Origin of the sequence: Blastococcus sp. PRF04-17 (genome assembly GCF_023016265.1) — a bacterium.
Classification (GTDB): domain Bacteria; phylum Actinomycetota; class Actinomycetes; order Mycobacteriales; family Geodermatophilaceae; genus Blastococcus_B.
Map to the genome: position 1 here is coordinate 612,890 of NZ_CP095412.1, position 26,192 is coordinate 639,081.

Sequence of the window (26,192 nt, forward strand, 5' to 3'; positions counted from 1 at the left end):
CGCGTACCGACAGGAGGTGTCGGGCCTTGCCCGGCACCTCCCGCCGTGCTCATCGACCGATCGGGATCCGGCGCCGCCGGCTCTGCGCCGACTTCGGGGCGCGCACCGTGAGGACGCCCTCGGACAGAGTGGCCTCGACGTGGTCCTCGTCCAGCTCGCCGGGCAGGCTGACGCTGTAGCGGAACTTGCCGACCTTGCGGGTGCGGCGCCGCAGGATGCCGGCGCGCTCCCTCTCCTTGATCTCGCCGGAGATGGTCAGCATCCCGTCGTCGAGCTGGACGTCGACATCGTCGCGTGCCGCGCCGGGCAGCTCGAGCTCCACCACGAAAGCGTCATCGGTCTCCTCGAGGTCGGCCAGCGGCACCCAGCGGTCGAGCGAGCCGCCGGTCTCCTGCCAGAGCCTGGCGAACCGCTCCTGGAGCTCCTCCAGCTCCCGGAAGGGATCCCACCGCTCCGCGGCCTTGGGTCGGGTCGGTGCGGGCAGTGCCATGTCTGCGTCCTCCTCTCGCAGGGATGTCGGAACTGCACGAGATGAAACTTGCAGTCACCGCTGTAGATTCCCGGCCGGGCAGGGACGTAACCTGAGCGGCCGTCGCGCGTTGTACCGGCCAGTAGCTTTCCCCGGCTCCGATGGAGAAGCCCGTGCCCGGTCGCAAGCAGAGTCTCGTCACCGTCGTCCTGTCCGCCCTGGTCGTCCTGCTCGTGGGCACCCCCGTGGCGCAGGCGGGGGACCCGCTGCACTACGTGGCGCTGGGCGACTCCTACAGCGCCGCGTCCGGCGTCCTGCCGCCGGATCCCGAAGCGCCGCCGCAGTGCCTGCGGTCGCTCGCCAACTATCCGCACGTGATCGCTGCCGAGACCGGTGCACAGCTCACCGACGTGAGCTGCGGCGGCGCGGATACCACCGACTACTTCGAGCCGCAGCACGACGGCGTCGCCCCGCAGCTCGACGCCGTGACCGCGGACGCAGACCTGGTCACCATGACCATCGGCGGCAACGACAGCGGCGTCTTCATCAACTCGATCATCCTGTGCGGCCAGGCCGGGCTCTCGACGCTCGGCAAGGGCAGCCCCTGCAAGGACAGGTACGGCTCGTCCTTCGAGGACACCGTCCGCAGCACGACCTACCCGTCGCTGGTCACGGCGCTCTCCGCCGTGCGGGACCGCGCCCCCGACGCCGAGGTCGCGATCATCGGCTACCCGTGGATCCTCCCGAAGACGGGCGGCTGCTTCGACAGGATGCCGGTGGCCGAGGGTGACGTCCCCTACCTGCGCTCGCTGCAGGCCACCCTCAACGACGCCGTCAAGCAGGCGGCGAAGAAGACCGGCGTCACCTACGTGGACATGAACCGGGTGTCCGAGGGCCACGACGCCTGCCAGCCGATCGGCGTCCGCTGGATCGAGCCGGTCCTGCAGTCGACCAACCCGGTCGTCGTCCACCCGAACGCCCTCGGCGAGCAGCAGATGGCCGCGCAGGCGATGAAGGTGCTCGGCCTGCGCTGAGTCGCGGCAGGATGCGGGCATGGACTTCGAGTCCGGCCTGGAACCGGACATGCAGCCGAACCTCGACCAGTTCCTCCTCGACCGCATCGCCGAGGACAAGCGGATCGCCACCGACGCGGCGTTGGCCTCGGGCCGGGAGGAGTGGACGGCCGACGACCTGCCCGGGACGGATCGACCGCACCAGGTCGGCGATCACCTGAGCCGGCACGACCCGGCGCGGGTGCTCGCGGAGTGCAGCGCGAAGCGGCGGCTCGTCCTCGCCTGCCGGGACGCCCGACCGGAGTACCGGTTCCTCGGCCGGCGCCCGGAGGGCCTGGCCGACTTTCCGCTGTCGCCCGCGGATCAGCACCAACTGGCGGCGGTGACGCTGGCGCTGCTGGCCCTCCCGTACGCCGATCACGCGGAGTACCAGAAGGCCTGGCGGCCCTAGGCGCGCCGGGCTCGCACGATGCCCCCGGAGCCTGCCCGCTCGGTACGGTGTCGGAGGATCACAGCTGTGCCGCGGCGTCGCCGGTGCGCACCATCACCGGATCGAGGCCCATGACCGACGTCCTCTGGCAGCGCCGCCCGCGGCCACGCCCCGGCTCGCCGGTCCTGGTCGGCTGGCGCGGCGAGCCGACGACCGCCGCCGAGGTCCGGGGCCTGCGGATGCAGCTGCGCACGCTCCTCTCCGGCAGGACCCGGCCGCCGGGCGCGACCGACGACGACGTCGACCGGCTGCTCCTGGCCTTCGAGGAGCTGGTCAGCAACGGGCTCCGGCACGGCCGTGCCCCGGTGCACGTCAGCCTCACCGAGACGGGCGGCGGCTGGCTGCTCGAGGTCAGCGACGCGGCCGGCGACACCCCACCGGTCCCCGCGGTCGGCCGGGACGCCGCACACGGTGGCCTGGGGCTCTACCTCGTCGCATCGCTCTCCGGCGCCCACGGCTGGACCACCGCCGACAACGGACGGAAGGTCGTCTGGGCGCGCGTCGACTTCAGCGGCGACGAGCCGTCACAGGAGCGTCCCGCCCCCGTCGCGGGGCCGGAGCTCCGGATCCGGCGGGCCGTGCCGCCGGCCGCCGTGGCACCTGCGGCGGCTCCTCCGGTCGCGCGCGCTCCCGCGGCGTCCCAGCGGCCGGCGCGGCTGCGGCCTTCCCGCCTGAGCGTGCTCGCCACCGCCGTCGTCCTGCTGGTCGCCCTCGCCCTCGCCTGGCTCGCCTCGTCGGTGAACGCGCGGACCAACCAGCAGCTGCTGGAGCAGCAGGTCGCCCAGGCGGGCGCCGTCCTGACCACGCAGGTCGCGGTGATCCAGACCCAGCTCGCCGACGCCGGCGAGGTGGCCCAGGCGACCGACGGCCGGCCGGCCCCCTTCATCAACTTCGCCTCCGGCACGGTGCCCGGTGAGGCGATGTCGCTGTCGCTGTGGCGCGTCAGGGGGGAGCGGGCCGAGCGGCTCGCCGCCCACGGCCCCGACCCGCTGCTGCCGTCCGACGGCGCGGACGCCTTCCTCTCCGGCGTGCAGCCGACCGGGCAGCTGACCAGCGCCGGCATCCTGTCAGGAGAGCCGCCGCGCCTCGCCTACGCGCTCAGGCCCGCCGACGAGGAGGAGGGGCTCGTCGTCTACGCCGAGGTCCCGCTCCGGCGCGAGGTCCAGGTGGAGCAGGGCGAGGCCTTCGGCGGGCTCGACCTCGCCGTGTACCTCGGCCCGGACGCCGACCCGGACCGGCTCGTCCAGGCGACCGCCGAGACGCCCATCGACGGTGACACCGCGACCACGCAGGTTCCCTTCGGGGACGACGTCCTCACGGTCATCGCCGCCTCCCGCACGCCGCTGACCGGCTCGCTCGCCGCGGCCCTGCCCTGGATCGTCCTCGGGGTCGGTGGTGCGCTGGCGCTCGTCAGCGGGGCGACGGCGGAGACTCTGTTCCGTCGCCGGGCGGTCGCCGAGCAGCTGGCCGCCGACAACGAGCAGCTGTACCGCCAGCAGCGTGGCATCGCGTCCTCCCTGCAGCACGCCCTGCTGCCCCAGGTGGTGCCGGTCGCCGGCATGGAGCTCGCCGCCCGCTACGTCGCCGGCGTCGACGAGCTGGAGGTCGGCGGCGACTGGTACGACGTCATCGAGGGGGCCGAGGGCCGGTCGGTGTTCGTGGTCGGCGACGTCTCCGGTCGCGGGCTGCCCGCCGCCACGACCATGGCCGCGCTCCGGTTCGCCGTCCGCGCCTACGTCGCGCAGGGCGACGGGATCGAGACCGTACTGACCAAGCTGCGCCCGCTGCTGGACGTGTCCGTCGACCACCAGTTCGCCACGGTGCTGCTCGGCGAGGTCGACCCAGCGGCGGGGGTGGTCCGCCTCGTGTCGGCCGGCCACTTCGGTCCGCTGCTGCTGGCCGAGGGCCGCGCCGAGTTCGTTGAGTGCACGGTCGCCCCGCCGGTAGGCGTCCCGACGCCGTTGCCGCCGTCGGTCACCGAGGTCCGGGTGGAGGGCCCGTCGACGCTGCTGGCGTTCACCGACGGCGCCGTCGAGCGCCGCGGCGAGGTCGTGGACACCGGCCTCGAGCGGCTGCGGTCCACCGCGGCAGCCGCCGCCGAGCACCCGCTGGCCGAGCTGCTCGACCGCCTGATGCAGATGCCCATCGCGGGTGGCGGGCGCGACGACACGGTCATCCTGGGCGTGCGCTGGCCCGGCGCGTAGGCAGGGGATAGGCCGTCCGCCCGATGTGACGGCGGAACGGCCCCGCGATCCTCGGCAGGCATCAGCTCACCTCCGAGGAAGGAAATGCGATGACGACCTCCGTCGACGACGCCCAGCTCCAGACCCGGCACCGGACCATGTGGGGATCGGGCGACTACCCCACGATGGTCGAGACCTTCCTGACCCCGCTCGGACCGCGGCTGGTCGAGGCCTGTGGCATCGCGCCGGGCGACCGCGTCCTCGACGTCGCCGCCGGCACCGGCAACGCGGCGCTGCCCGCCGCGGCCCGCGGTGCACGGGTGACCGCCAGCGACCTCGTTCCGCAGTGGATGGACGCCGGGCGCGAGCGGGCCGCCGCCCAAGGCCTGGACCTCGAGTGGGTCGAGGCCAACGCCGAGGACCTGCCCTTCGACTCCGGCTCCTTCGACGTCGTCATGTCCTCGATCGGCGTGATGTTCGCCGTCCACCACCAGGTCGCCGCCGACGAGCTGGTCCGGGTCTGCCGGCCCGGCGGCACGATCGGTCTGCTGAGCTGGACGCCGGAAGGCATGCTCGGCGCGCTGTTCCGCACCATGAAGCCGTTCGCTCCGACACCCCCGCCCGGGGCGCAGCCGCCGGTCCTCTGGGGCAGCGAGGACCACCTGCGCGCGCTGTTCGGCGGCCGCGTCGAGTTCACCACGCTGCGACGGGAGGCCCTCGAGATCACCGCGTTCGCCGATCCGCACGACTACGCCCGGCACTTCATCGCCAACTACGGCCCCACGATCGCCGTCCGGGCCAACGCGGCCCGCGAGGGCCGGGAGGCGGAGTTCGACGCCGCCCTGTTCGCCTTCTGCGACGAGTGGAACCGCGGCACCGCGGACGCCGCCCGGTTCGAGAAGGAGTACCTGATCGCCGTCGGCACCCGTCGCTGAAGGGGTCCCGGGGCCCCGTGCCGCGTGGGACCCTTCCCGGGTGCGGAGCACCGTCGGTGCCGACCCGCTGCTCCTGGGCGGCAGGCGCTCGAGCGGGCGGACTGGGAGTCCGCCCGCTCGGCGTTCACCGCCGTCCTGGAGGACGGCGACTCGCCCGACGCCCGGGACGGCCTCGCCCAGGCACTGTGGTTCCTGGGCCACGTGCGCGAGGCCCTCGACCTGCGGGAGCGGGTCTTCGAGGACTACGTCCGGGCCGGCCGGTGCGACGACGCGGCCCGGGTCGCGGTCTGGGTCTCCCACCAGCACATGGTCGGCGGCCGCGCCTCCGCGGCCCGCGGCTGGCTGGCCCGGTCCGAGCGCGCCCTGCAGGGCGTGCCCGCCTGCGCCGGGCACGGCTGGGTGGCGGTGGAGCAGGTGCGGCAGTCCATCCGGGTCGACGACCAGATCGCGCACGCCACGCGGGCCCTCGACGTGGGCCGGACCACGGGGCAGAGCGACCTGGAGGTGCTCTCGGTCAGCCTGCTCGGTCGTGCCCGCGTGAATGCCGGGCACCGCGAGGAGGGCCTGCACCTGCTCGAGGAGGCGATGGCCGCGGCCACCGCGGGGCGGGTCCGCGACGTGCACACGCTCGCCGAGGCCTACTGCAACCTGGTGCTCGCCTGCCGCAGCGCGGGGGAGTGGGAGCTGGCCAGCGAGTGGTGCGAGCTCGTCGACGCCTTCGCCCGTGCCCACTCCGCGGCGCCGCTGCTCGGGGCCTGCCGCACCGTGCACGCCGACGTCCTCATCGCGGGCGGCCACTGGGCCGAGGCCGAGCGGGCACTGCAGGCGGCGCTGGCCACGCACGCCCGGAACATCCCGGCCATGGGCGCCCCGACGGTCGGGTCGCTCGCGGAGCTCCGGGTGCAGCAGGGCCGGCTGCCGGAAGCCGAGGAGCTGCTGGCCGGCCGCGAGGAGCACCCGGCCGTGCTGCGCGCCCTCGCCCTGCTGCGCATGGCCGACGGCCGCGCGCGGGCAGCGGTCACCCTGCTCGAGCGGGGGCTGGCCGGCGCGGAGGACAACGCCGTCGCGGCGGCCCACTTCCTGGCGCCGCTGGTCGACGCCCGCCTGGCCCTCGGCGACGTCCCCGGCGCCCGGGCGGCCGCCGGCGAGCTCGGCCGGCTGGCCGAGGCGTCGGGGATCCGGCTGCTCGCCGCCCGAGCCGACCTCGCCGCCGCCGCCGTCGCGCTCCGGGTCGGGGAGGCCGCCCAGGCGGTGGAGCCGGCGCGGCGGGCACTCGCCGCGTTCAGCGCCCTGCTGATGCCGCTGGACGCCGGCACGGCGCGGCTGGCGCTGGCCCGGGCGATCGCGGCCGACGCCCCCGACACCGCGAGCGACGAGGCGCGGGCCGCGCTGACCGCCTTCCGGGGCCTCGGCGCCTCCCGGGCCATGGACGCCGCCGCCGCGCTGCTGCGCGGGCTCGGCACCGGGCAGGGCGGCCGCGCGCGGGCGGTGGGAGAGCTGACGGCGCGCGAGGAGGAGGTTCTCGGCCTGCTGTCGCTGAGCATGTCGAACGCCGGCATCGCCCGCAGCCTCCTGATCAGCGAGCGGACCGCCGGGCACCACGTGAGCCGCATCCTCACCAAGCTGGGCGTCCGCAACCGGGCGGAGGCCGCCGCGTACGCGGCTCGGGCACGGACGGCGGGGTGAGCGCTCGACGGGTCGGGTAGGCCGGGACCGTGGACGTGCGCACCCTCCTGCTCGGTGACTGGACCCCGGTGATCCGGGACGGCATCGATCTCCTGCGCCTGGCGATCCTCGGTGGCGCCGTCGTCTACGGTCTGACCGGGCGGCCCGGGGCGGCGGCGCTGCTCGCCGGCCTCGGCGCCGTGACGCTCCTGGCCCGGCTGATCGACCTGCCCCGGGTGTACGACCTGTCGCTGACCGGGGCCATGGCGCTGCAGGGGTTCGGCGAGACGTTCGGCCTCTACGACCAGTTCGTCCGGTTCGACGACCTCGTGCACGTCACGCTGCCGATGCTCACCGCGCCCGTCGTCTACATCGCCCTCGCCCGGCTCGACGTCGTCCCGGATCCGAAGGACGAGACGCACCTGCGGCACTACGTCGGCATCGCGGTGGCCACCGCCGCGCTGGGCATCTCGATCGGCGCCCTCTGGGAGATCTTCGAGTGGCGCTCCGACGTCTGGTTCGGCACCGAGCTGTCGGAGGGCAACGACGACACCAACGGCGACCTCGTCCGCGACACCCTGGGCTCGCTGGCCGGCGCGGCGCTGCTGGTGGCGTGGGCACGGTTCGGCTGGGGCTCGGTGCGACGGATCCCCGGCGTGAACACGCACGAGGAGGTCAGCGCCTGACCGGCGTCAGCCGCCGTACGGCCGGGTGATGATCTCCAGGACGTGCCCGTCGGGGTCGTGCCAGTAGACGCCGCGGCCGCCGTCGTGGGTGTTGATCCGCCCGGGCTCCCGCTGGAAGGGGTCGGCCCAGAACGGCAGCCCACGGGCCCGGATGCGGCCGAGGATCGCGTCGAACTCCTCCTCGGACACCAGGAACGCGTAGTGCCGGGGGTGGACCTGCTCGTCGTCCAGGAAGTCGAGCGAGACGCCGTTGGCCAGCTCGACGACCGCGAACGGCCCGTAGGTCGTCGGCTCGGGCAGGCCGAGGACGTCGGCCAGGAAGGCCGCCGAGGCCCGCTTGTCACGGGCGCCGACGATGGTGTGGTTCAGCTGCACGGCCATGCGGCCGAGACAAGCACCCGGCCGGGGGTCAGGCCAGGGCCGCGGCCACGGCGTCGAACATGGCCTCGCGGAAGGCGCGCATCGTCTCCGCGGTGGCGTGCAACTCCACCTCCGCGGCGTGGTACATCCCCGGCTCGACCCGCACGGTGACCGGCACGCCGGCCTTTCCCAGCCGGCGGGCGTACTCCAGGTCCTCGTCGTGGAACAGGTCGAGGTCGCCCACCCCGATCCAGGCCGGCGGCAGTCCGGTCAGGTCCTCCCGGCGGGCCGGGACGGCGTGGCGCGGCGGCTCCGCTGTGCCCGGGGCGGCGCCGAGGTAGCAGCTCCAGGCGTACCGGTTGGACCGCGGCGTCCAGATCAGCCCGCCGCGGCCACCGTGGTCGCGGCGCAGCACCGTGCGGTCGTCGAGCATCGGGTAGACCAGCGCCTGGAACGCCACCGGCACGCCTTCGTCGTGCGCCCGCTGGACGACGGATGCGGCCAGCAGCCCGCCGGCGCTGGCCCCGCCGACGGCGACGCGGGAGGGGTCCACGCCGAACTCCGCGTCCTCGGCGTGCAGCCATCGGAGGGCCGCCGAGCAGTCGTCCAGCCCGGCGGGGAAGGGGTGCTCCGGCGCGAGCCGGTAGCGCACGCTCACGACGAGGACCCCCGCGTGCCGGGCGAGCCGGCTGCACAGCTCGTGGTCGCCCTCGGGCGCGCCGATGATCGTGCCTCCGCCGTGGATCCACAGCAGCGCGCCGCCGGGGCGGGTGCGGCCGTCGGGCTCGTAGACGAAGGCGTCCAGGCCGCCCGGCACGTCGCGCCGGCTCACGGTCACCCCGTCGACCGGGCTCGTCGGCCTCGGGTAGAGCTTCCGGCCCGCGGCGAGGGTCAGCTTCCCGCTGAGCGCGAGCGGTACCCACAGGGCCGGCGTCCGCAGCTCCGGTGCCACGGGCGCGAGGGTGCGGGCGCGGCGGGCCAGGGCCGCCGCGGTGGCCGCGGCTGCGAGCGCGACGAGGGCCCGCGTCCTCATCGGGCGGTCACCGGCTCCCGCTCCTCGGTCCGGGCGTGCGACGCCTTCTCCAGCGCGGCGCCCTCGACGTCCAGCACCGGCAGCCACCGCAGCCAGCGCGGCAGCCACCACGCCCTCGCCCCGAGCAGGGCCAGCGCCGCGGGCACGAGCACCATGCGGACGACGAAGGCGTCGAAGACGATGCCCGCGGCCAGCGCGAAGGCGATCGACTTGATCGTCGCCTCGCCGGCCGGCACGAACCCGGCGAAGACGGAGAACATGATCAGCGCGGCGGCCACGACCACCGGCGCCGCCTGCCGGAAGCCGGTACGGATGGCCTCGAGCGGCGCGGCCCCGTGGCTGTGCGCCTCGTGCATCCGGGACACCAGGAAGATCTGGTAGTCCATCGCCAGCCCGAACAGGATGCCGATCACCAGGATCGGCGTGAGGCTGATCAGCGGCCCCGTGGTGTCCAGGTTGACCACGTCGGCCAGCCAGCCCCACTGGAAGACGGCGACGGTCGCCCCGAGGGAGGCCCCGACGGTCAGCACGAAGCCGAGGACGCCGACCAGCGGCACGAGCAGCGAGCGGAAGACCAGGACCAGCAGCACGAGGGCGAGACCCACGACGAGGGCGAGGTACACCGGCAGCGCCTCGTCGAGGCTCTGCGCGACGTCCACGCTGACCGCCGTGGCGCCGGTGACGGAAGCCTCGACGCCGTCGAGGCCGGCCAGCTCCGCCCGGAGGTCGGCGACCAACTGCTCGGTCGCCGGGTCGGTCGGGCCCGACTCGGGGATGACGGTGAGCAGGGCCGCGGTGTCGTCGGCGTTGGGGACCGGCGGGGTCACCAGCGCGACGTCGTCCAGGCCGGTGACCGTCTCGGCGGTCCGGCCGGCCGCCCCGGAGGCGGCGTCCCCCTCGAAGAGGATCGTGATCGGGCCGTTGAAGCCCGGCCCGAAACCGTCGGCGAGCAGCTCCTGGGCGCGGGCCTGCGTGCTGTCGTCCGGCGGGGTCTGGATGAGCGTCGTCTGCATGGAGAAGAACGGCACGGCGATCGCGGCGAGGGCGGCGACCGCCACGAGCAGGGACGGGATGCGCCGGCGGGTGACCGTGCCGACCCAGCCGGCGAGGAAGCCGCCGTCGGTCGCCGGCGCGTGTGCGCCGCGCTGCGTGCGCGGCAGCGCGCGCAGGCCGAGGAAACTCAGCACCGCAGGCACCAGCGTCAGCGCCACCAGGACGGCGACGACGATCGTCAACGCCGCCGCGATGCCCATCTGGGTGAGGAACGGGATGCCGACGACGAACAGGCCGGTCAGCGCGATGACGACGGTCAGGCCCGCGGTCACGACGGCGGAGCCTGCCGTGCCGACCGCGGTGCTGATCGCCGTGCCCACGTCGCCGCCGTGCCGGAGTTCCTGCCGGTAGCGCGTGACGATGAACAGCGCGTAGTCGATGCCGACGGCCAGGCCGAGCATCGCGGCCAGGGTGGGCGTGGTCGAGGACAGGTCGGTGAACCCCGTGGCGATCGTGACGCCCAGGACGCCGATGCCGACACCGACCAGCGCGGTCAGCAGGTTCATGCCGGCGAGCACGAGACCGCCGTAGGTGACGGCGAGGACCGCCAGCGCGACGACCACGCCGATGGCCTCGGCCGGCCCGCCGACGTGCGGCGGCTCCTGCGTCGCCTCGCCGGCGACCTCGACGGTCAGCCCGCCGCTCCCCGCCGCGTCGACGGCGTCGAGCAGCGCCTCCTGCTGCGCCGGGGTGACCTCGCCGGGTGCGGCGTCGTAGGTGACGGTGCTGTAGGCGGTGGTCTGCTCGGCGTTCACGGCCGGCTGGGCGGGGTCCAGCGGGTTGGTCGCCGAAGTGACGCCGGGCAGTTGCGCGAGCTCGGCGACCAGGCCGCCGATGGCCTGCGCGTTCTCGGGCGTGGTGACGGTCCCGCCCTGCGGCGCCTGGACGACGACCCGGGCGGTCGCGCCCTCCCCGCCGCCGCCGAACTCCTCGCCGATCCGCTCCAGGGCGATGGTGGACTCCTGCCCCGGGATCGAGAAGCTGCTCGACGTCTCGCCGGCGAGGGTGACCGCACCGACGCCCCCGGCCACGAGCACCACGAGCCAGACGAGGACGACGGGAAGCCGACGGCGGTGCGAGAACGCGCCGAGTCGGGACAACAGCACTGCCATGGGGATCAGGTCTCCTGGTCGGATGCGGGGAGGGAGCCGGAACTGCCGTGACCGAGGGCGTCGAAGCAGGTGGCGACGATGTGCTGCCGCCAGGCGGTCGTCTGGTCCTCGGCGTGCGCGGCGAGGGTGAGGACGGCGAGAGCGGCCAGAGCACCGACGACCCGGACGCTGCGCTCGGTCACCGGCACCGTGCGGTCGACGCCGAACGCCCGCAGCGCGGTGTCGGCGACCGCGTCGAGCTCGGGCACCCGGGCGGCCGAGTCGTCCAGCGTGAGCGGGTCCAGCACCAGGGCGACCAGGCCGGGGTGGCCGAACGCCGCGTCGAGCAGCACTTCGAGCGCCCGCCGGTCGCGCTCGGGCCCCGCCGGCATGTCCTGCACCTGCTCGAGCACCCGCTCGCCGAGGGAGCGCACCTGCTCGAGGACGGCGCCCCAGAGCGCGTCCTTGCTCGGGAAGTGGTGCAGCAGCCCCGCCTTCGACAGCCCGACGGCGTCGGCGACGTCCTGCACCGAGGTCTTGGCGAAGCCGCGGCGGGCGAACAGGGCGGCGGCGCTGTCGAGGATGCTCTCGTCGGCCTGCTGCCGGAACGGTCGCGCCACGACGGCCAGCGTACGGACTACCGACCGATTCGGTAGGTCAACCGACCGAATCGGTCGGTCGCATCGGTCACACCCCTGCTCGACGGGTCGTCCCGACGGCGGCGGTGAGGAGCGCGCCCACAGCGACGCCGGCCAGCGCTCCGGCCACCACGTCGAGGGGCGCGTGCGCCCCGAGGTAGACCCGCGCGACCGAGTTGAGCACCGCGCACGCCAGCACCACCGCCCGCCAGCGCCGGGGAAGATACGGCCAGAGCAGCGTCAGGACGCCGAACGCGATCATCGCGTGGCCGGACGGGAAGGAGGGCCCGGCGGACGGTACGTCGCCGCGGAGCACCGCGTCGGGGATCGTCGTGCCCGGTCGCTCGCGCCGGACCAGCGCCTTGACGACCTCCCGCTCCACGAACAGCTTGGCCGGGACCAGGAGCACCAGCGCGACGGCGAGCCGCCACCTGCGCAGCAGCAGCGCGCCGGCCGCGACGACCAGTGGCACGACGAGCACGCCGAGCAGCTGGAAGGTCCACAGCGGCCACCGCAGCGGGTCGGGCCAGCCGTTCACGGCCGCGAAGACGGCACGTTCAGCGGCGCCCACGCCCCCCGGCGCGACCACCCATGCGCACAGCGCGGTGCCGGCCGCCGCCGTGGCAGCGACCCAGACGGCGGTCGGCCGACCGGGACGCGCCGTGGTCACGCGGTCAGTCCACCGCCTCCGGCGCTGCCCGTCGAGGGCCTGCGCTGTCGGAGGTGTCGGCGACACTGACGAGGTGCAGCGCGTCGTCCTCGTCCGCCGCGGCCCGGACGTGGTGGCGCACGAGTGCGACGACGACGGGACGGCGAACCGCGCCGCGTCCCTCCCCTCGGGCGAGCTGCTCGCGTTCGTCCGCGAGCGGGAGGCGCTTGGCGTCCGCTGGGTGTGGGACGACACCACGCGCTGGTATCCGGCGCTGCTCGAGGCCGGCGTGCGCGTCGCGAGGTGCACGGACCTGCGGCTGAGTTCCGCGGTCCTGGGCCGCTCGCCGTTCGTCGACCAGATCCTGCTGGCCTGCGACGAGAGGCCGGCGTGGGACGCCCTGCAGCCGGTCACCTCGGCCGACCCCGCGCTGTTCCCCCTCGACGACCCGGCCGACCGGCTGGACCCGGTCGCCGAGCACTCCCGGCAGCGGGCCGCGCTGGCCGCCTCACCGCAGCGGGCCCGGCTCGAGCTCCTGCTGGCCGCCGAGTCCTCGGGCGCCCTGGTCGCCGCCGAGATGACCCACGCCGGGCTGCCGTGGCGGGCCGACGTCCACGAGCGGCTCCTGACCGAGCTGCTCGGGTCGCGGCCGCCGGCCGGACAGCGGCCCGCGGTCCTGGAGGGGTTGCTCGGCGACATCCGCACGGCGCTGGGGGCTCCGGGGCTCAACCCGGACTCGCCGGGCGAGCTGCTGCGCGCGCTGCAGGCCACGGGGCTGCCCGTCGCCGACACCCGGTCCTGGACGCTGGAGCGCCTCGACCACCCGGTCGTCGCGCCGCTGCTGGAGTACAAGCGGCTCAGCCGGCTGATGCAGGCCAACGGCTGGAACTGGCTGGAGACGTGGGTCCGCGACGGCCGCTTCCGGTCGTGGTTCCTGCCCGGCGGCGTGGTGACCGGCCGGTGGGCGTCCAGCGGCGGGGGAGCGCTGTCGGTGCCCACCCAGGTACGGCCGGCCGCGATCGCCGACGACGGCTGGTGCTTCGTGGTGGCCGACGTCGCGCAGCTGGAGCCCCGGGTGCTGGCCGCGATGAGCGGCGACACCGCGATGGCCGAGGCGGCCCGGTCGGCCGACCTCTACCAGGGAATGGTCGACTCGGGCGCGGTCGCCAGCCGGGCCGACGCCAAGGTCGGCATGCTCGGCGCGATGTACGGCGGCACCCGCGGCGAGAGCGGGCGCATGATGCCGCGCCTGACCCGGCGCTACCCGAGTGCCATCGGCCTTGTCGAGGAGGCGGCCCGCGCCGGTGAGCGCGGCGAGGTGGTGCACACCCTGCTGGGCCGTGGCTCACCACCACCGACGGGGGAGTGGGCGGCGGGGCCGGTGGAGCTCGGTGAGCCCGCCGACGACGACGTACCCCGCGAGGTCCGCGACCGGCACCGCCGCTCGTGGGGGCGGTTCACCCGCAACTTCGTCGTCCAGGGCACGGGCGCGGAGTGGGCGCTGTGCTGGCTGGCCGACCTGCGCAACCGGCTCTGGCGGCTCGGCGCCGGGGCGCTCACCGAGCGGCCGCACCTGGTCTTCTTCCTGCACGACGAGGTCGTGGTGCACGCGCCCGAGGAGCTCGCCGACGAGGTCGCCGACGCGGTGCGCGAGGCCGCGGCCACCGCCGGGCGGCTGCTGTTCGGATCCTTCCCGGTCGACTTCCCGCTCGACGTGGCCGTCGTCCGGTCATGGGCCGACGCCGCCTGAGATCACTGCAGGAGCGCTACCCGCCGGCCGGCGAGCTGCGAGGAGCGCAGGTGGTCCCGGATCAGGGTGACCGCCGACGGCGACAGGGAGGTCGCCGACCTCGCGTCGATGACGTCGACGCGGGCGGGCTCGCGGCCGTACCGCAGGAGGAACGCCTCGACGGCCGGCAGGTCGACGTCCCCCGCGAGAGCGAGCACCGGTCCGCCGGACGTGTTGAGCAGTCGCACCACGCCGCCCGAGGTCATGTCCCCAGTGTGCCGATCGCCCGTGGCGACCGGAGACTTCCCGTCATGCAGCCGATCTTGCTCCTGGTCAACCGCGCGGCGGGGACGACCGACGACGAGACGGTGGAGGCCGCGCTCGCCACGCTCCGGTCGGCTGCCGACGTGACCGTCGCGGCCACGTCCTCCCCGGACGAGCTGCTCGACGCCGTGGCCGACCGGGACGACCGGCGGGTCGTGATCATGGGCGGTGACGGATCGGTGCACGCCGCGGTGCGGGCCCTGGACCGGGCCGGTGCGCTGACGCCCGACGAGCCGGTCGGGATCATCCCGCGCGGCACCGGCAACGACCTGGCCGGAACCCTCGGGTTGCCCCTGGACCCCGTGGCCGGCGCCCAGGTCGTGCTCGGCGGGACGACGCGGCGGCTAGACCTGCTGCGCGACGACGCGGGCGGCCTGGTCGTCAACGCCGTCCACCTCGGTGCCGGAGCCCTCGCCGGGGCCGAGGCCACCCGCTTCAAGGAGCGGCTCGGCACCGCTGCCTTTCCCCTGGGCGCGGTCATCGCCGGCGTGACGGCCCCCGACTGGGACCTGCGCGTCGAGGTGGACGGAGGGATCGCCACGCACGACGCCGCCGGATGGTCCGCCGACGGCGGCACCGGCGTGCTGATGGTGGGCGTGTGCAACGGCCCCACCATCGGCGGCGGAGCCGCGCTGGCCCCCGGGGCGCAGGTGGACGACGGGCTGGCCGACGTCGTGGTGTGCACCGCGACGGGCCCGGTGGCGCGGGCCGCCTACGCGACGGCGCTGGCCGCCGGCCGCCACGTCGAGCGCGACGACGTGCTGGTCCTGCGTGGGCGCGAGGTGACCGTCACCGGGCCGTCGGTGGACCTGGTGGCCGACGGCGAGCTCGAGGAGGGGGTGACCGCGCGGACGTGGCGGGTGCAGGGGCACGCGTGGTCGGTCCTGGTCCCGTGACCGTCCACCTCCGCAACGGACCGCACGGCTACGGCGTCGTCACCAAGACGCTGCACTGGCTCACCGTCGCCGCGATCGCGGCGCAGTTCGCCGTCGGCTGGACCATGGACTTCGACGAGGGGGCGGACCGGGCCGACGACGCGCTGGACGCCGAGGCCGACCGGCTGGAGGAGGACGCCGAGCAGCGAGGCGATGCGGCCGAGGACGCGGCAGAGGCCGAGATCGAGCGGCGCGAGGACGCCCTCGACGCCCGTGAGGACGACCAGGCGTCCGAGGTGTTCTCCGACGTGATCACCGGCTCGGCCTTCGCCGACGGGATCTCGCTCCCGGAGCTGCACGTGCTGCTCGGGCTGTTCGTGATCGTCCTGGCGCTGGTCCGCATCCTCTGGCGGCGCGCCACGCCGCTGCCGCCGTGGGCCGAGCACCTCAGCGCGGGTGAACGCCGGCTCGAGGGGCTCCTCGAGAAGCTGCTGCTCGCGCTGCTGGTGGTCGTGCCGGCCAGCGGGCTGCTGCTGGTGGCGGCCGACGACGACTGGCTGCCGTTGCACGTCGCGGCGCAGATCGGCTTCCTCGTCGTGATCGCCGCGCACGTCGGGCTGGTGCTCTCGCACACCGTCGTCCGCCGCAACCGCCACCTGGCGCGCATGCTGTGACCGCTTCGGTCCCCGAGTGGGTGCGCCAGGTCAACATTCGAGCACCCCGAACGGGGCCTCGGCGCACCCGCTCAAGGGCGTGGGTTGTGCCGCGTCCAGCCGCGCTCGTCGCGCCGCGCACCCATCCCGGCCCGGCAGCGGCGGCACACGTCGGCCACCTCCTCGGCGTGCCGCCCGGACTCCGGCTGGGCGTCGGCCCAGCTGACGTGCGGGAACCGGTTCAGCCGCGATCTCCGGAGCGACAGCCCGCACACGGTCTCGTTGCGTCCGCGCTCCCAGGCGTGGACCTCGCCCGACGGGTAGCGGACGCCGTCGTCCGGGTCGGTCCACGTGCTGCCGGCCGCGACGGCCGCGTTCTTCACTGCCACGGAAGCCCTGTTACCCCCGACATGGCCGGTGGATGTCGAGAATGCCGGATCGGGTGGCGTTCCGGTGCGGACCTGGATTCACCGGGCCGCCGTCACCGACGATCTGAGTGTGGGTGAGGAGCCGGCGAGGTCGCCTCGTCGCACGCGTGGACGACCGAGCCCTGCATTGCTGCTCACCATGGCCATCCTCTGGTCAGCCTTGGCGACCGCGAGCTGGATCCTCGAGCAGGCCCTTCTTCTCTCCATGGGCTGGTCGGCTCTGGCAATCGGCTACTTCGGGATGAGCTGGCACGCGCAGCGTCATGCCCATGACCCTCCTCCACCGAGCCGGGGGTCCACGAGCCGGTGGGGAGCCGGCAGACCGGACGAACGGTGGCGCTAGTCGCTGGGCCCGATGTCGATGCCAACGATGTGCGCGAAGGCCCGGTTTCTGGGCCGTACCGCCGTCGCTACCGGCGCTAGGCGTTCCGGACGGCGGCGGCCGACTGCAGGCCCAGTTCCTCGACCGAGACCTCGCGCATCTCGACCTTCCGGATCTTGCCGGTGACCGTCATCGGGAAATCGTCGACGACCTTCACGTACCGGGGCACCTTGTAGTGCGCGAGCTTGCCGGCGCAGAACGCACGGAGGCTCTCGGCGGTGAGCGGCTCGGCGCCCTCGCGCAGCCGGACCCAGGCCATGAGCTCCTCGCCGTACCGCTCGTCGGGGACGCCGATCACCTGCACGTCGACGACGTCGGGGTGGGTGTAGAGGAATTCCTCGATCTCCCGCGGGTACACGTTCTCGCCGCCGCGGATGACCATGTCCTTGATCCGCCCGACGATGTTGAGATAGCCCTCGGTGTCCATGACGGCGAGGTCGCCGGTGTGCATCCAGCGGGCGCGGTCGATGACCTCGGCGGTCTTCTCCGGCTCGTTCCAGTAGCCGAGCATCACCGAGTAGCCGCGGGTGCAGAACTCGCCGGGCTCCCCGCGCGGAACGGTCAGGCCCGTGGTGGGGTCGACGACCTTGACCTCCAGGTGCGGGTGCACCCGCCCGACGGTCGAGGTCCGGCGGTCCAGGTCGTCGTCGGCGCCGGTCTGGGTGGACACCGGCGACGTCTCGGTCATGCCGTAGCAGATGGTCACCTCGGTCATGCCCATCTCGGTGACGACCCGCTTCATCACCTCGACCGGGCACGGGGAGCCGGCCATGATCCCCGTCCGCAGCGACGACAGGTCGTAGGAGGCGAAGTCGGGCAGGGCCAGCTCGGCGATGAACATCGTCGGGACGCCGTACAGCGAGGTGCACCGCTCGTCCTGGACGGCCCGCAGCGTCGCCGCCGGGTCGAAGCCGGGCGCCGGGATGACCATCGTCGCGCCGTGCGAGGTGGCCGCGAGGTTGCCCATGCCCATGCCGAAGCAGTGGTAGTAGGGCACCGGGATGCAGATGCGGTCGGCCTCGGTGTAGCCGCAGCCCTCGCCCACGAAGAACCCGTTGTTGAGCAGGTTGTGGTGGGTGAGCGTGGCGCCCTTCGGGAAGCCCGTCGTCCCGGAGGTGTACTGGATGTTGATCGGGTCGTCGGCCGACAGCTGCGTCTCCCGCTCGGCCAGCAGCGACCGGTCCGCCGCCCGGCCGGCGGACATCAGCTCGTCCCACGCGTCGTGGCCGAGGAAGACCACCTCGCGCAGGACGGGGCAGTCGCCGCGCACCTCGGCCACCATCGCCCGGTAGTCGCTGGTCTTGAACGCCGGCGCCGACACCAGCACCGAGATGCCGGCCTGCTGCAGCACGTAGGCCAGCTCGTGCGTGCGGTAGGCCGGGTTGATGTTGACCAGGATCGCGCCGAGCTTCGCCGTCGCGTACTGCACGAAGGCCCACTCGGCGCAGTTGGGCGCCCAGATGCCGACCCGGTCGCCCTTGCGCACGCCCAGCGCGTCCAGGCCCAGGGCGCAGGCGTCGACCTCGGCGACGAAGCCGGGATAGGTCCAGCGGCGGCCCGTCGCGCACTCGACCAGCGCCGCGTGGTCCCCGACCCGGGCCGCCGTGCGGTCGAGGTTGGCCCCGATGGTGTCGCCCAGCAGGGGCACCGCCGAGGTGCCGCTGGCGTACGAGGGCAGTGCGGGAGCGCTCGTCTCGGTCACCGGATCACCGTGCCACGGGGGCGGTGGGAAAAGAATCCGCGGGCGCTGTCGATCCGGCTCCCGCCTGCGTGTCGTAGGAATGGAGGCCCGAGAGGCGGGCCGACGACGGAGGAGATCCCGATGAGCGAGTACCTGATCCTGATCTACGAGGACGAGGCGTCGTACGAGACCGCCACTCCCGAGGTGATCGGCGAGGTCATGCAGGCGCACGACGACTTCGCTGCCGGCGTCGAGGGGCTCGGCGCCAAGCTGGTGGGCGGCAAGGCGCTGCAGCCGACGGGCACCGCCACCACCGTGCGCGGCTCCGAGGTGACCGACGGACCCTTCGTCGAGACGAAGGAGGCCCTCGGCGGCTACTACCTCGTCGAGGCGCCCGACCTGGACACCGCGCTGGCCGTCGCCAAGACGGTCCCGGCGCGCTTCGGCGGCGTCGAGGTCCGCCCCGTCATGACCTTCGACTGATCCCCGGGTTCCGATGACCGCCGTGGACGCGTCTGCCGTCGCGGCCGCGGTCGCCGACGCGCACCGCCGCGAGTGGGCCTTCGTGCTCGCCGCGACGGTGCGCGTCACCCGCGACCTCGACGTCGCCGAGGAGTGCGCGCAGGAGGCGTTCGCCGCCGCGCTCACCGACTGGCGGGCGAAGGGAGTCCCGGCGCGGCCCGGCGCCTGGCTCACCACGGCGGCGAAGCGCCGCGCCCTGAACGTGCTGCGCCACCGCGGCGTGGAGCGCAGGTACCTGCCGCTCCTGGTCGAGGAGGAGACGTCGCCCGGCCCCGACGAGCTGCCCGCGCCGGGCGCGGAGATCCCCGACGACCGGTTGCGGCTGATCGTGACCTGCTGCCACCCGGCCCTGGACCGGTCGGCCCAGGTGGCACTGACCCTGCGGCTGATGTGCGGGCTGTCCACCGCCGACGTCGCGCGTGCCTTCCTGGTCCCCGAGGCCACCATGGCCGCCCGCATCACGCGGGCGAAGAAGAAGATCGCCGTGGCCCGCATCCCGTACCGGGTGCCGTCGGTCGACGAGCTGCCCGAGCGGGTCGACGCCGTCCTGTCCGTGGTGCACCTGCTCTTCACGACCGGGCACACGGGGCCCTCCGGCGACGACCTGGTGCGCCGCGACCTGGTCGAGCGGTCGGTCCAGCTCGGCCGCATGCTCCGCGCACTGCTGCCCGGGGATCCCGCCGTCGCCGGGCTGGTGGCGCTGATGCTGCTCACCGACGCCCGCCGCGAGACGCGGACGGCCGCCGACGGGCGCCTGCTGCTGCTCGAGGAGCAGGACCGATCGCGCTGGGACGCGCGAGCCATCGACGAGGGCGTCGCGCTCGTCCGCGAGGCGCTGCGGGCGCGGCCGCCCACCCGGTACGCACTGCAGGCGGCGATCGCGGCGGTCCACGCCGAGTCCCCGTCATGGGGCGACACCGACTGGCGCGAGATCGTCGCGCTGTACGACGTCCTCACCCGGCTGTGGCCCTCGCCGGTCGTCGCGCTCAACCGGGCGGTCGCCGTGGGCTTCGCCCGCGGGGCGGCCGAAGGGCTGGCCGCGCTGGACGCACTGGCGACCGAGCCGCAGCTGGCCGGCTACGGCTACCTGCCCGCGGCGCGGGCGGACTTCCTGCGGCGCCTCGGGCGGGTGGCGGAGGCCCGGGATGCCTACGGCGAGGCGCTGCTGCTGACGGAGAACGCCGTCGAGCGGAACTTCCTCGCCGGGCGGCTCCGGCAGCTCGGGACGATCGAGTCCGAGTCGTGACCTGGCGGCGGGAACCGGCCCTCTGACCTCGGCGTCCACTCTGCACATCGAAGGACGCCGGAGGTCCCCATGCCAGTGCGCAGCCGTGCCTTGTTCATCGCTGTCGTCGTCCTCGTGGGCGCCGTCGCGGCCATCGCGTTCACCCTGCGCCCGGAGCCGCTGCGGGCGCAGCCGGTCGATCCGGCGGCCGGAGCGGGGGTCCAGGTCGAGGGCGTCGGCACCGTCACCGGCTCGCCCGACGTCCTGCGGGTCACGATCGGCGTCGAGACCACCGCCGAGGCGGTCGACGCCGCCCTGCAGGAGGCCTCCACCGCGGCACGTCGGGTCCTCGAGGCGGTGCGGGCCGAGGGCGTGTCCGAGGACGACGTCGCCACCGTGAACGTGTCGGTCTACGCGGCGTACGACCACAACGGCCAGGAGATCACCGGCTACACCGCCCGGCACGACCTGGAGGTCAGGCTGCGCGACCTGGGCCGGGCCGGGACGGCGATCACGGCGCTGGTGACCGCCGGCGGTGACGCCGCCCGCCTGCAGGGGGTCGCCTTCTCGCTCGAGGACGACGCCGCGCTGCAGGAGGACGCCCGCGCGGAGGCGTTCGCCGCGGCGCGGGAGAAGGCCGAGCAGTACGCGGAGCTGACCGGGCGCGAGCTCGGCGACGTGGTCGAGGTGCGGGAGCAGGTGACGCCGTCCGGCCCGATCCCGTACGCCGCCGGCGACGCGGCTCGCATGGCGGAGTCCGTTCCGCTGGTGCCGGGCTCGGCCACCGTGTCGGTCACCGTCTCGGTGCGCTGGGGCCTTCGGTGAGGCGTCAGGCGGGGGAGTGGATCCCCGGACGGCGGAGGTCGTAGAAGGACGGCGGCCCGTCCCCGAGCTCCATCAGTTCCTCCATGGCGGCCCGCATCCCCGGCGGGAGCTCCGTGCGCTCGCCCTCGCGTGCCTCGGCCTCCGACGCGAAGTAGACGACCTGCGTCCACTCGCCGCCGTCGTGGCCGATCCAGACGCTGCCCAGGACGTCCGGCCGGGCAGCCGCCGCCTCCTCGGATGACAACCGCGCCATGAGCTCACGGGCCCGTGCCACGTCCCTCACCCGGCCCTGCATGATCTGGACGAAGCCGGCCGTGTCCGGGTCCCCCTGCAGGTCGACCTCGACGTCCTCGCTGTCGCGGAACGTGACGTCCCCGTCGAACAGCTTCTCGGTCTCCGCCCACCACTCGCCCTGCTCCGGCCGTCCGGAGTTGCGGGCGGCCGCGTCGGCGGACTCGAACCGGGCGACGGCGATGAACGTGCCGTCGTCGGTCGTGCCGTCCGTGCTGCCGAGCCAGCCGATCGCCGTCGGGCCCAGCTCCGCCACCCACCGATTCAGCGCCGCCCGCAGCGCCTCGGGATCCGACGTCCTTCCCTGGAAGACCTGAGCGAACACGGCGCGCCTCCCGCCACCGACGTCCGGCCCCCGTGGGACTCACCGACGCTACGACCGCCGGGTGGCCACGTCGACGCCTCCGCGCGCGACTTCAGCCGGGATCGGCCTCGTGGCCCGCCGGCACCGCGCGCACGAGCCCCCGGTAGGCGTCCGCCGCGCGGATCCGGCCGGTCACGACGTCGTGGATGGTGTGCGCGATCGGCATGTGCAGGCCGTGCTGGTCGGCGAGCTCGACGACCGTGGAGACGGTCTTCACGCCCTCGGCGACCATGCGCATCTCGCCGAGGATCTCGTCGAGCAACCGGCCCTTGCCCAGCTGCTCGCCGACGTGGCGGTTGCGGCTCTGCGGGCTCATGCAGGTGGCGACCAGGTCGCCCATGCCGGCCAGCCCGGCCAACGTGGTCGCCTCGCCGCCCATCGCGACGGCCAGCGTGGTCAGCTCGGCCAGCCCCCGCGACATGACGGCGGCCCGGGTGTTGTCGCCCACGCCGAGTCCCTCGGCCATACCGGTGGCGATCGCGATGACGTTCTTGAGCGCGCCGCCGATCTCGCAGCCGACGACGTCGTGGTGGGTGTAGACGCGGAACATGCCGCGGGCCACCTCGCGCTGGAGCGCGGTGGCCACGGTGAGGTCCTCGGTCGCGATCACGCTCGCCGCGGCCTGGCCGGCCATGATCTCCCGCGCCAGGTTCGGCCCCGTGAGCGCCGCCGCCGGCCGGCCCGGCAGCACCTCCTTGATCACCTCGGTCATGCGCAGGTGCGTGCCCCGTTCGAGGCCCTTGCTCAGGCTCACCACCGGGAACCAGGGGCCGAGGTAGGGCCGGGCCTGCTCCAGCGTCTCCCGGAAGGCGCCGGTCGGCACGCCGACCACCAGCACCTCGGCGTGCCGGGCGGCCTGCTCGAGGTCGGCCGTCGCGCCGAGCCGGGCGGGCAGCCGGACGCCGCCCAGATAGGCCTCGTTGGTGCGCTGCCCGTCGATCTCGGCGGCGACGTCGGGGTTGCGGGCCCACAGCAGCACCTCGTGGTCGCGCCGGCACAGCAGCGCGGCCACCGTCGTGCCCCACGAACCCGCGCCCAGCACGGTCACCCTCATCGACACCCTCCCGACGGTTCTGCGGTGCTCCCACGGAGGCGCCGGCCCGGACAGGATGCGGGTGTGCACCCCTCCCTGCCAGTGCTGGCCGCTCCGCGACTCGTGCCGTTCACGGTGGCGACCGCCGGCGTGCTGGCCGTCTGGAACAACGCCGTGGCGCAGCGGCTGCCCTCCTACGTGCTCGGCAACGCCGTGGCGACCGCGGCGCTGCTGACCGCTGCCCGCCGAGCCGGGCTCTCGTGGGACGAGCTGGGTCTCGGCCGACCGGCGCTGCGGCGAGGGCTGCGGTGGGGTGCCGCCCCGGGTGCGCTCGTCGGCGCCGGCTACGCGACGGCGCTGGCGGTGCCCGCGCTGCGGCCGCTCCTGCGGGACGCCCGGGTCGCCGGTCTGGTCGGAGCGGAGGTCGCCTCGCGTGCCCTCGTGCGCATCCCCGTCGGCACCGTGCTCTGGGAGGAGGTCGCCTTCCGGGGCGTGCTGCTCGCCGCCCTCGACCGGTTGCTGGGCCCGCGGACCGCGGTCGGGGCGTCGTCCGCTCTCTTCGGCGTCTGGCACATCCGGCCGGCCGCCGAGGGACTGCGGGCCAACGGTCTGGTCCGCGGTCCGGTCGGCACGGCGGTGGCGGTGGGCTCCGCGTGCCTGGGGACGGCGGCCGCGGGCGTCCTGTTCGCGGAGCTGCGCCGGCGCAGCGGCAGCCTGGTCGCACCCGCGCTGCTGCACGGCGCGGCCAACGTGCTGGGCCTGCTCGCCGCCGTCCGCGCCTCCCGCCGCTCGCTCCTCTAGGTTGGCGGGATGTCGCTGCTCGAGAGCCTCACCGACGCGCTGGTCACGGGCCGGATCGAGGTCGTCGACCTGACCGCTCCGCTGTCGTCGGAGACGCCGATCATCCAGCTGCCGCCGCCCTTCGCGCAGACCGCGCGGTTCGAGCTGGAGGAGCTGAGCCGGTACGACGACCGCGGCCCGGCGTGGTACTGGAACAACTTCCGCACCGGCGAGCACACCGGGACGCACTTCGACGCCCCCAATCACTGGGTGACCGGCAGGAACGGTGCCGACGTCGCCTCCGTGCCGGCGTCGCGGCTGATCGCCCCGGCCGTGGTCCTCGACTTCTCGACGCAGGCGGCGGAGGACCCGGACTTCCTCCTGGAGGTCGAGCACATCCGGGCGTGGGAGGAGGAGCACGGCCCGCTGCCCGACGGCGGCTGGCTGCTCTACCGCACCGGGTGGGACGCCCGCTCTTCCTCGCAGCAGGACTTCCTCAACGCCGACGACACCGGCCCGCACACCCCGGGTCTCTCGCCGGCCTGCGCCGCCTGGCTGGCCGAGGAGTCGCCGGTGATCGGGCTGGGCGTGGAGACCGTCGGCACCGACGCCGGGGCCGCGCACTCCTTCGACCCGCCGTTCCCGTGCCACGCCGCGCTGATGGGCAGCGACAAGTACGGGCTGACCCAGCTGCAGAACCTCGACCGGCTGCCGGTCACCGGCGCGGTGCTGGTCACCGCCCCGCTGCCGATCGTGTCCGGCTCCGGTTCGCCGTCCCGGGTGCTCGCGCTCGTCGACCGCGGGTGAACGTCGCCGAGGCCGTCGGCGCCACCCTGGCGCGGTGCGGTGTCGACACGGTCTTCGGTGTGGTGGGGTCGGGCAACTTCCACTCGACCAACGCGATGGTGGCGGCCGGTGCCCGGTACGTCGCCGCGCGGCACGAGGGCGGCGCGGCGACGATGGCCGACGCCTACGCGCGGACGAGCGGAGCGGTGTCGGCGCTCAGCCTGCACCAGGGCTGCGGGCTGACCAATGCGCTGACCGGGATCACGGAGGCGGCCAAGAGCCGGACGCCCCTCGTGGTCCTGACGGCGGAGGCCACGTCCACGCGCTCGAACTTCGCGGTGGACCAGGCAGGCCTGGCCGCGGCGGTGGGCGCGCTGTCGATGCGCGTGACCGTCCCCGAGGACGCGGCCGGGACCGCCGCGGCTGCCGTCGCGACTGCCCGGGACGAGCGGCGCGTCGTCGTCCTCAACCTGCCGCTGGACGTGCAGGGTCAAGAGGCCGGGAACGCCACGCCACCGCCGTGGGCGCCTCGGCCGGTGCCGCCGCCGGATCCGGCGCAGGTCGAGCGGCTGGCCGACGCTCTCCGCCGGGCGCGTCGCCCGGTGTTCGTCGCGGGGCGGGGTGCCCGCGCGGCGCGGGGGGAGCTGGAGGCGCTGGCCGATCGGTGCGGGGCGCTGCTGGCGACCTCCGCCGTCGCCAAGGGCCTGTTCCGCGGGAGCCCGTGGGACCTCGACGTCTCCGGAGGGTTCGCCACGCCGCTGGCCGCGGAGCTGATCTCCGGCGCTGACCTGATCGTCGGCTGGGGCTGCCAGCTGAACATGTGGACGATGCGGCACGGACGGCTGATCGCCGGCAACGCCGTCGTCGTCCAGGTCGATCTCGAGGCCGAGGCCCTCGGCGCGCAGCGGCCGATCACGTTCGGGGTGTGCGGCGACGTGACGGCGGTGGCCGGTGCGGTGACGGCCGCGTGGGGGGACGAGGCGACCGGCTACCGGACCCCGGAGATGCGGCGGGCCATCGCCCAGCGGGGACGCTGGCGGGACGAGTCGTTGGACGCCGAAGCAGCGGGCGACCTCGTCGATCCCCGCGCGCTGACCATCGCCCTGGACGACCTCCTGCCGGCCGAGCGCCTGGTGGCCGTGGACTCCGGCAACTTCATGGGCTACCCGAGCATGTTCCTCGACGTCCCGGACGAGCAGGGGTTCTGCTTCACCCAGGCGTTCCAGTCGGTGGGGCTGGGGCTGGCCACGGCGATCGGCGCGGCGCTGGCCCGTCCCGACCGGTTGCCCGTCGCCGCGCTCGGTGACGGAGGTGCGCTCATGGGCGCCTCGGAGCTGGAGACGGTCGTCCGGTTGGGCCTGCCGATGCTGGTCGTCGTCTACGACGACGCGGCGTACGGCGCCGAGGTCCACCACTTCGGCCCCGGCGGCCACCCGCTGGACGCGGTGCGGTTCCCCGAGACCGACTTCGCCGCCATCGCGCGCGGCTACGGCTTCGGGGCCGTGACCGCCCGGCGGGTCGACGACCTGGACGCCGTGGCGGCGTGGCTGGCCGGGCCGCGGAGCACTCCGCTGCTGGTCGACGCCAAGATCACGCGCGACCAGCCGTCGTGGTGGCTCGAGGAGGCCTTCCGCGGTCACTGACCGCTGAAGGTCGGCTCAGGCGGCGATCGGGTGGTGGTGGCAGCGGCCGCCGCTGGTGGCGCGGGCACCGCACGGAGCGCCGGACTTCGTCCGGCCGCCGGTGTCGCCGCAGCGAGCCGGCGCCGCCGTCTCCCGGACGGCCTCGACCTCGGGGGCGGCCGGGGCCGCCGGGCGGACGAAGGGCAGGACGACGCCCTCGCGGTCCAGGACCGGTGCGACGGCGGGCAGGGACGCAGGGGTGGGGACCCGTCCCGGCAGGCGGCGGTCGGCACGGCGGTGCAGGGCGACCGCCGCGGTGACCCCGGCGGTGACGGCGGCGACGGTGGTGGCGATCTGGCGAGCACGCATGGCTCTGTCATCGGCAGTCCGCGCGCCCGATGGCACCG

27 protein-coding genes are annotated in these 26,192 nt (G+C 74.6%); 15 read left to right on the forward strand and 12 right to left on the reverse strand.

From position 1 onward, the window contains the following. Window positions 1–49 precede the first annotated feature (49 nt). Window positions 50–490 (reverse strand): Hsp20/alpha crystallin family protein, encoded by a 441-nt coding sequence (locus MVA48_RS03095; protein ID WP_246985708.1) that lies wholly within the window; start codon window positions 488–490, stop codon window positions 50–52. A 152-nt stretch (window positions 491–642) separates the two neighbouring features. Here MVA48_RS03095 and MVA48_RS03100 point away from each other — a divergent pair, with 152 nt between their 5' ends. From MVA48_RS03100 to MVA48_RS03125, 6 genes are all read left to right on the forward strand, one after another. After that, the gene (locus MVA48_RS03100) at window positions 643–1,503 is read left to right on the forward strand and encodes an SGNH/GDSL hydrolase family protein (RefSeq protein WP_246985710.1); all 861 of its coding nucleotides are present in this window, start codon (window positions 643–645) and stop codon (window positions 1,501–1,503) included. A 19-nt stretch (window positions 1,504–1,522) separates the two neighbouring features. Then, window positions 1,523–1,933: a DUF6221 family protein gene (locus MVA48_RS03105; RefSeq protein ID WP_246985712.1), complete on the forward strand. Its 411-nt coding sequence runs from the start codon at window positions 1,523–1,525 to the stop codon at window positions 1,931–1,933. A gap of 110 nt (window positions 1,934–2,043) precedes the next feature. Continuing rightward, entirely contained in the window at window positions 2,044–4,176 is a 2,133-nt protein-coding gene (locus MVA48_RS03110; protein ID WP_246985714.1) for an ATP-binding SpoIIE family protein phosphatase, read from the forward strand. A gap of 89 nt (window positions 4,177–4,265) precedes the next feature. Further along, on the forward strand, window positions 4,266–5,090 hold the full coding sequence (locus tag MVA48_RS03115) for a class I SAM-dependent methyltransferase (protein WP_246985716.1): 825 nt from the start codon (window positions 4,266–4,268) through the stop codon (window positions 5,088–5,090). A 24-nt stretch (window positions 5,091–5,114) separates the two neighbouring features. After that, window positions 5,115–6,776 (forward strand): LuxR C-terminal-related transcriptional regulator, encoded by a 1,662-nt coding sequence (locus MVA48_RS03120; RefSeq protein ID WP_246985718.1) that lies wholly within the window; start codon window positions 5,115–5,117, stop codon window positions 6,774–6,776. Window positions 6,777–6,805: 29 nt separating this feature from the next. Then, window positions 6,806–7,441, forward strand: coding sequence for a hypothetical protein (locus tag MVA48_RS03125; RefSeq protein ID WP_246985720.1), 636 nt, complete (start codon window positions 6,806–6,808; stop codon window positions 7,439–7,441). A 6-nt stretch (window positions 7,442–7,447) separates the two neighbouring features. Here the strand turns inward: MVA48_RS03125 and MVA48_RS03130 are convergent, their stop codons facing one another. The 5 genes from MVA48_RS03130 to MVA48_RS03150 all read right to left on the reverse strand — a co-directional run bounded on the left by MVA48_RS03130 (window position 7,448) and on the right by MVA48_RS03150 (window position 12,286). Further along, entirely contained in the window at window positions 7,448–7,822 is a 375-nt protein-coding gene (locus MVA48_RS03130; RefSeq protein WP_246985722.1) for a VOC family protein, read from the reverse strand. Window positions 7,823–7,850: 28 nt separating this feature from the next. Continuing rightward, window positions 7,851–8,834 (reverse strand): alpha/beta hydrolase, encoded by a 984-nt coding sequence (locus MVA48_RS03135; RefSeq protein WP_246985724.1) that lies wholly within the window; start codon window positions 8,832–8,834, stop codon window positions 7,851–7,853. Then, window positions 8,831–10,999 (reverse strand): MMPL family transporter, encoded by a 2,169-nt coding sequence (locus tag MVA48_RS03140; RefSeq protein WP_246985726.1) that lies wholly within the window; start codon window positions 10,997–10,999, stop codon window positions 8,831–8,833. The genes MVA48_RS03135 and MVA48_RS03140 overlap by 4 nt, the downstream gene beginning before the upstream one ends. Window positions 11,000–11,004: 5 nt before the next feature. Continuing rightward, entirely contained in the window at window positions 11,005–11,598 is a 594-nt protein-coding gene (locus MVA48_RS03145) for a TetR/AcrR family transcriptional regulator (protein ID WP_246985728.1), read from the reverse strand. Between the two features lie 67 nt (window positions 11,599–11,665). Next, entirely contained in the window at window positions 11,666–12,286 is a 621-nt protein-coding gene (locus MVA48_RS03150; protein ID WP_246985731.1) for a phosphatase PAP2 family protein, read from the reverse strand. Window positions 12,287–12,359: 73 nt separating this feature from the next. Here MVA48_RS03150 and MVA48_RS03155 point away from each other — a divergent pair, with 73 nt between their 5' ends. After that, window positions 12,360–14,015, forward strand: coding sequence for a bifunctional 3'-5' exonuclease/DNA polymerase (locus MVA48_RS03155; RefSeq protein ID WP_246985733.1), 1,656 nt, complete (start codon window positions 12,360–12,362; stop codon window positions 14,013–14,015). A gap of 2 nt (window positions 14,016–14,017) precedes the next feature. Here MVA48_RS03155 and MVA48_RS03160 read toward each other — a convergent pair whose 3' ends face one another. Further along, entirely contained in the window at window positions 14,018–14,260 is a 243-nt protein-coding gene (locus tag MVA48_RS03160; protein ID WP_246985735.1) for a hypothetical protein, read from the reverse strand. A gap of 45 nt (window positions 14,261–14,305) precedes the next feature. Here MVA48_RS03160 and MVA48_RS03165 point away from each other — a divergent pair, with 45 nt between their 5' ends. Together MVA48_RS03165 and MVA48_RS03170 are read left to right on the forward strand one after the other, a co-directional pair. Further along, on the forward strand, window positions 14,306–15,214 hold the full coding sequence (locus tag MVA48_RS03165) for a diacylglycerol/lipid kinase family protein (protein WP_246985737.1): 909 nt from the start codon (window positions 14,306–14,308) through the stop codon (window positions 15,212–15,214). Beyond that, the gene (locus tag MVA48_RS03170) at window positions 15,211–15,867 is read left to right on the forward strand and encodes a cytochrome b (RefSeq protein ID WP_246985739.1); all 657 of its coding nucleotides are present in this window, start codon (window positions 15,211–15,213) and stop codon (window positions 15,865–15,867) included. The genes MVA48_RS03165 and MVA48_RS03170 overlap by 4 nt, the downstream gene beginning before the upstream one ends. 71 nt (window positions 15,868–15,938) lie before the next feature. Here the strand turns inward: MVA48_RS03170 and MVA48_RS03175 are convergent, their stop codons facing one another. Then, entirely contained in the window at window positions 15,939–16,235 is a 297-nt protein-coding gene (locus MVA48_RS03175) for a hypothetical protein (RefSeq protein WP_246985741.1), read from the reverse strand. A gap of 458 nt (window positions 16,236–16,693) precedes the next feature. Continuing rightward, on the reverse strand, window positions 16,694–18,358 hold the full coding sequence (locus MVA48_RS03180) for an AMP-binding protein (protein WP_246985744.1): 1,665 nt from the start codon (window positions 18,356–18,358) through the stop codon (window positions 16,694–16,696). 120 nt (window positions 18,359–18,478) lie between these two features. On the opposite strand from MVA48_RS03180, the gene MVA48_RS03185 reads away from it, so the two are divergent. The 3 genes from MVA48_RS03185 (at window position 18,479) to MVA48_RS03195 (ending at window position 20,909) form a co-directional block, all read left to right on the forward strand. Next, window positions 18,479–18,820, forward strand: a complete 342-nt coding sequence (locus tag MVA48_RS03185) for a YciI family protein (RefSeq protein ID WP_246985746.1) — start codon at window positions 18,479–18,481, stop codon at window positions 18,818–18,820. 13 nt (window positions 18,821–18,833) lie between these two features. Further along, complete coding sequence (locus MVA48_RS03190) at window positions 18,834–20,105, forward strand: RNA polymerase sigma factor (RefSeq protein WP_371821187.1); 1,272 nt, start codon at window positions 18,834–18,836, stop codon at window positions 20,103–20,105. Window positions 20,106–20,174: 69 nt separating this feature from the next. Next, window positions 20,175–20,909, forward strand: coding sequence for an SIMPL domain-containing protein (locus MVA48_RS03195; RefSeq protein WP_246985750.1), 735 nt, complete (start codon window positions 20,175–20,177; stop codon window positions 20,907–20,909). 4 nt (window positions 20,910–20,913) lie between these two features. On the opposite strand, the gene MVA48_RS03200 is transcribed toward MVA48_RS03195, so the two are convergent. Further along, the gene (locus MVA48_RS03200; protein WP_246985752.1) at window positions 20,914–21,525 is read right to left on the reverse strand and encodes a hypothetical protein; all 612 of its coding nucleotides are present in this window, start codon (window positions 21,523–21,525) and stop codon (window positions 20,914–20,916) included. Between the two features lie 91 nt (window positions 21,526–21,616). Continuing rightward, window positions 21,617–22,618: an NAD(P)H-dependent glycerol-3-phosphate dehydrogenase gene (locus MVA48_RS03205; protein ID WP_246985754.1), complete on the reverse strand. Its 1,002-nt coding sequence runs from the start codon at window positions 22,616–22,618 to the stop codon at window positions 21,617–21,619. Window positions 22,619–22,681: 63 nt separating this feature from the next. On the opposite strand from MVA48_RS03205, the gene MVA48_RS03210 reads away from it, so the two are divergent. Genes MVA48_RS03210 through MVA48_RS03220 form a run of 3 tightly spaced genes read left to right on the forward strand, consistent with a single transcriptional unit; the run spans window position 22,682 to window position 25,806 of the window. Next, the gene (locus tag MVA48_RS03210) at window positions 22,682–23,398 is read left to right on the forward strand and encodes a CPBP family intramembrane glutamic endopeptidase (protein ID WP_246985756.1); all 717 of its coding nucleotides are present in this window, start codon (window positions 22,682–22,684) and stop codon (window positions 23,396–23,398) included. Between the two features lie 9 nt (window positions 23,399–23,407). Continuing rightward, complete coding sequence (locus MVA48_RS03215; protein ID WP_246985764.1) at window positions 23,408–24,184, forward strand: cyclase family protein; 777 nt, start codon at window positions 23,408–23,410, stop codon at window positions 24,182–24,184. After that, window positions 24,181–25,806: a thiamine pyrophosphate-binding protein gene (locus MVA48_RS03220; protein WP_246985766.1), complete on the forward strand. Its 1,626-nt coding sequence runs from the start codon at window positions 24,181–24,183 to the stop codon at window positions 25,804–25,806. The genes MVA48_RS03215 and MVA48_RS03220 overlap by 4 nt, the downstream gene beginning before the upstream one ends. Before the next feature lie 15 nt (window positions 25,807–25,821). Here the strand turns inward: MVA48_RS03220 and MVA48_RS03225 are convergent, their stop codons facing one another. Next, the gene (locus MVA48_RS03225; protein WP_246985768.1) at window positions 25,822–26,154 is read right to left on the reverse strand and encodes a hypothetical protein; all 333 of its coding nucleotides are present in this window, start codon (window positions 26,152–26,154) and stop codon (window positions 25,822–25,824) included. Window positions 26,155–26,192: the final 38 nt, after the last annotated feature.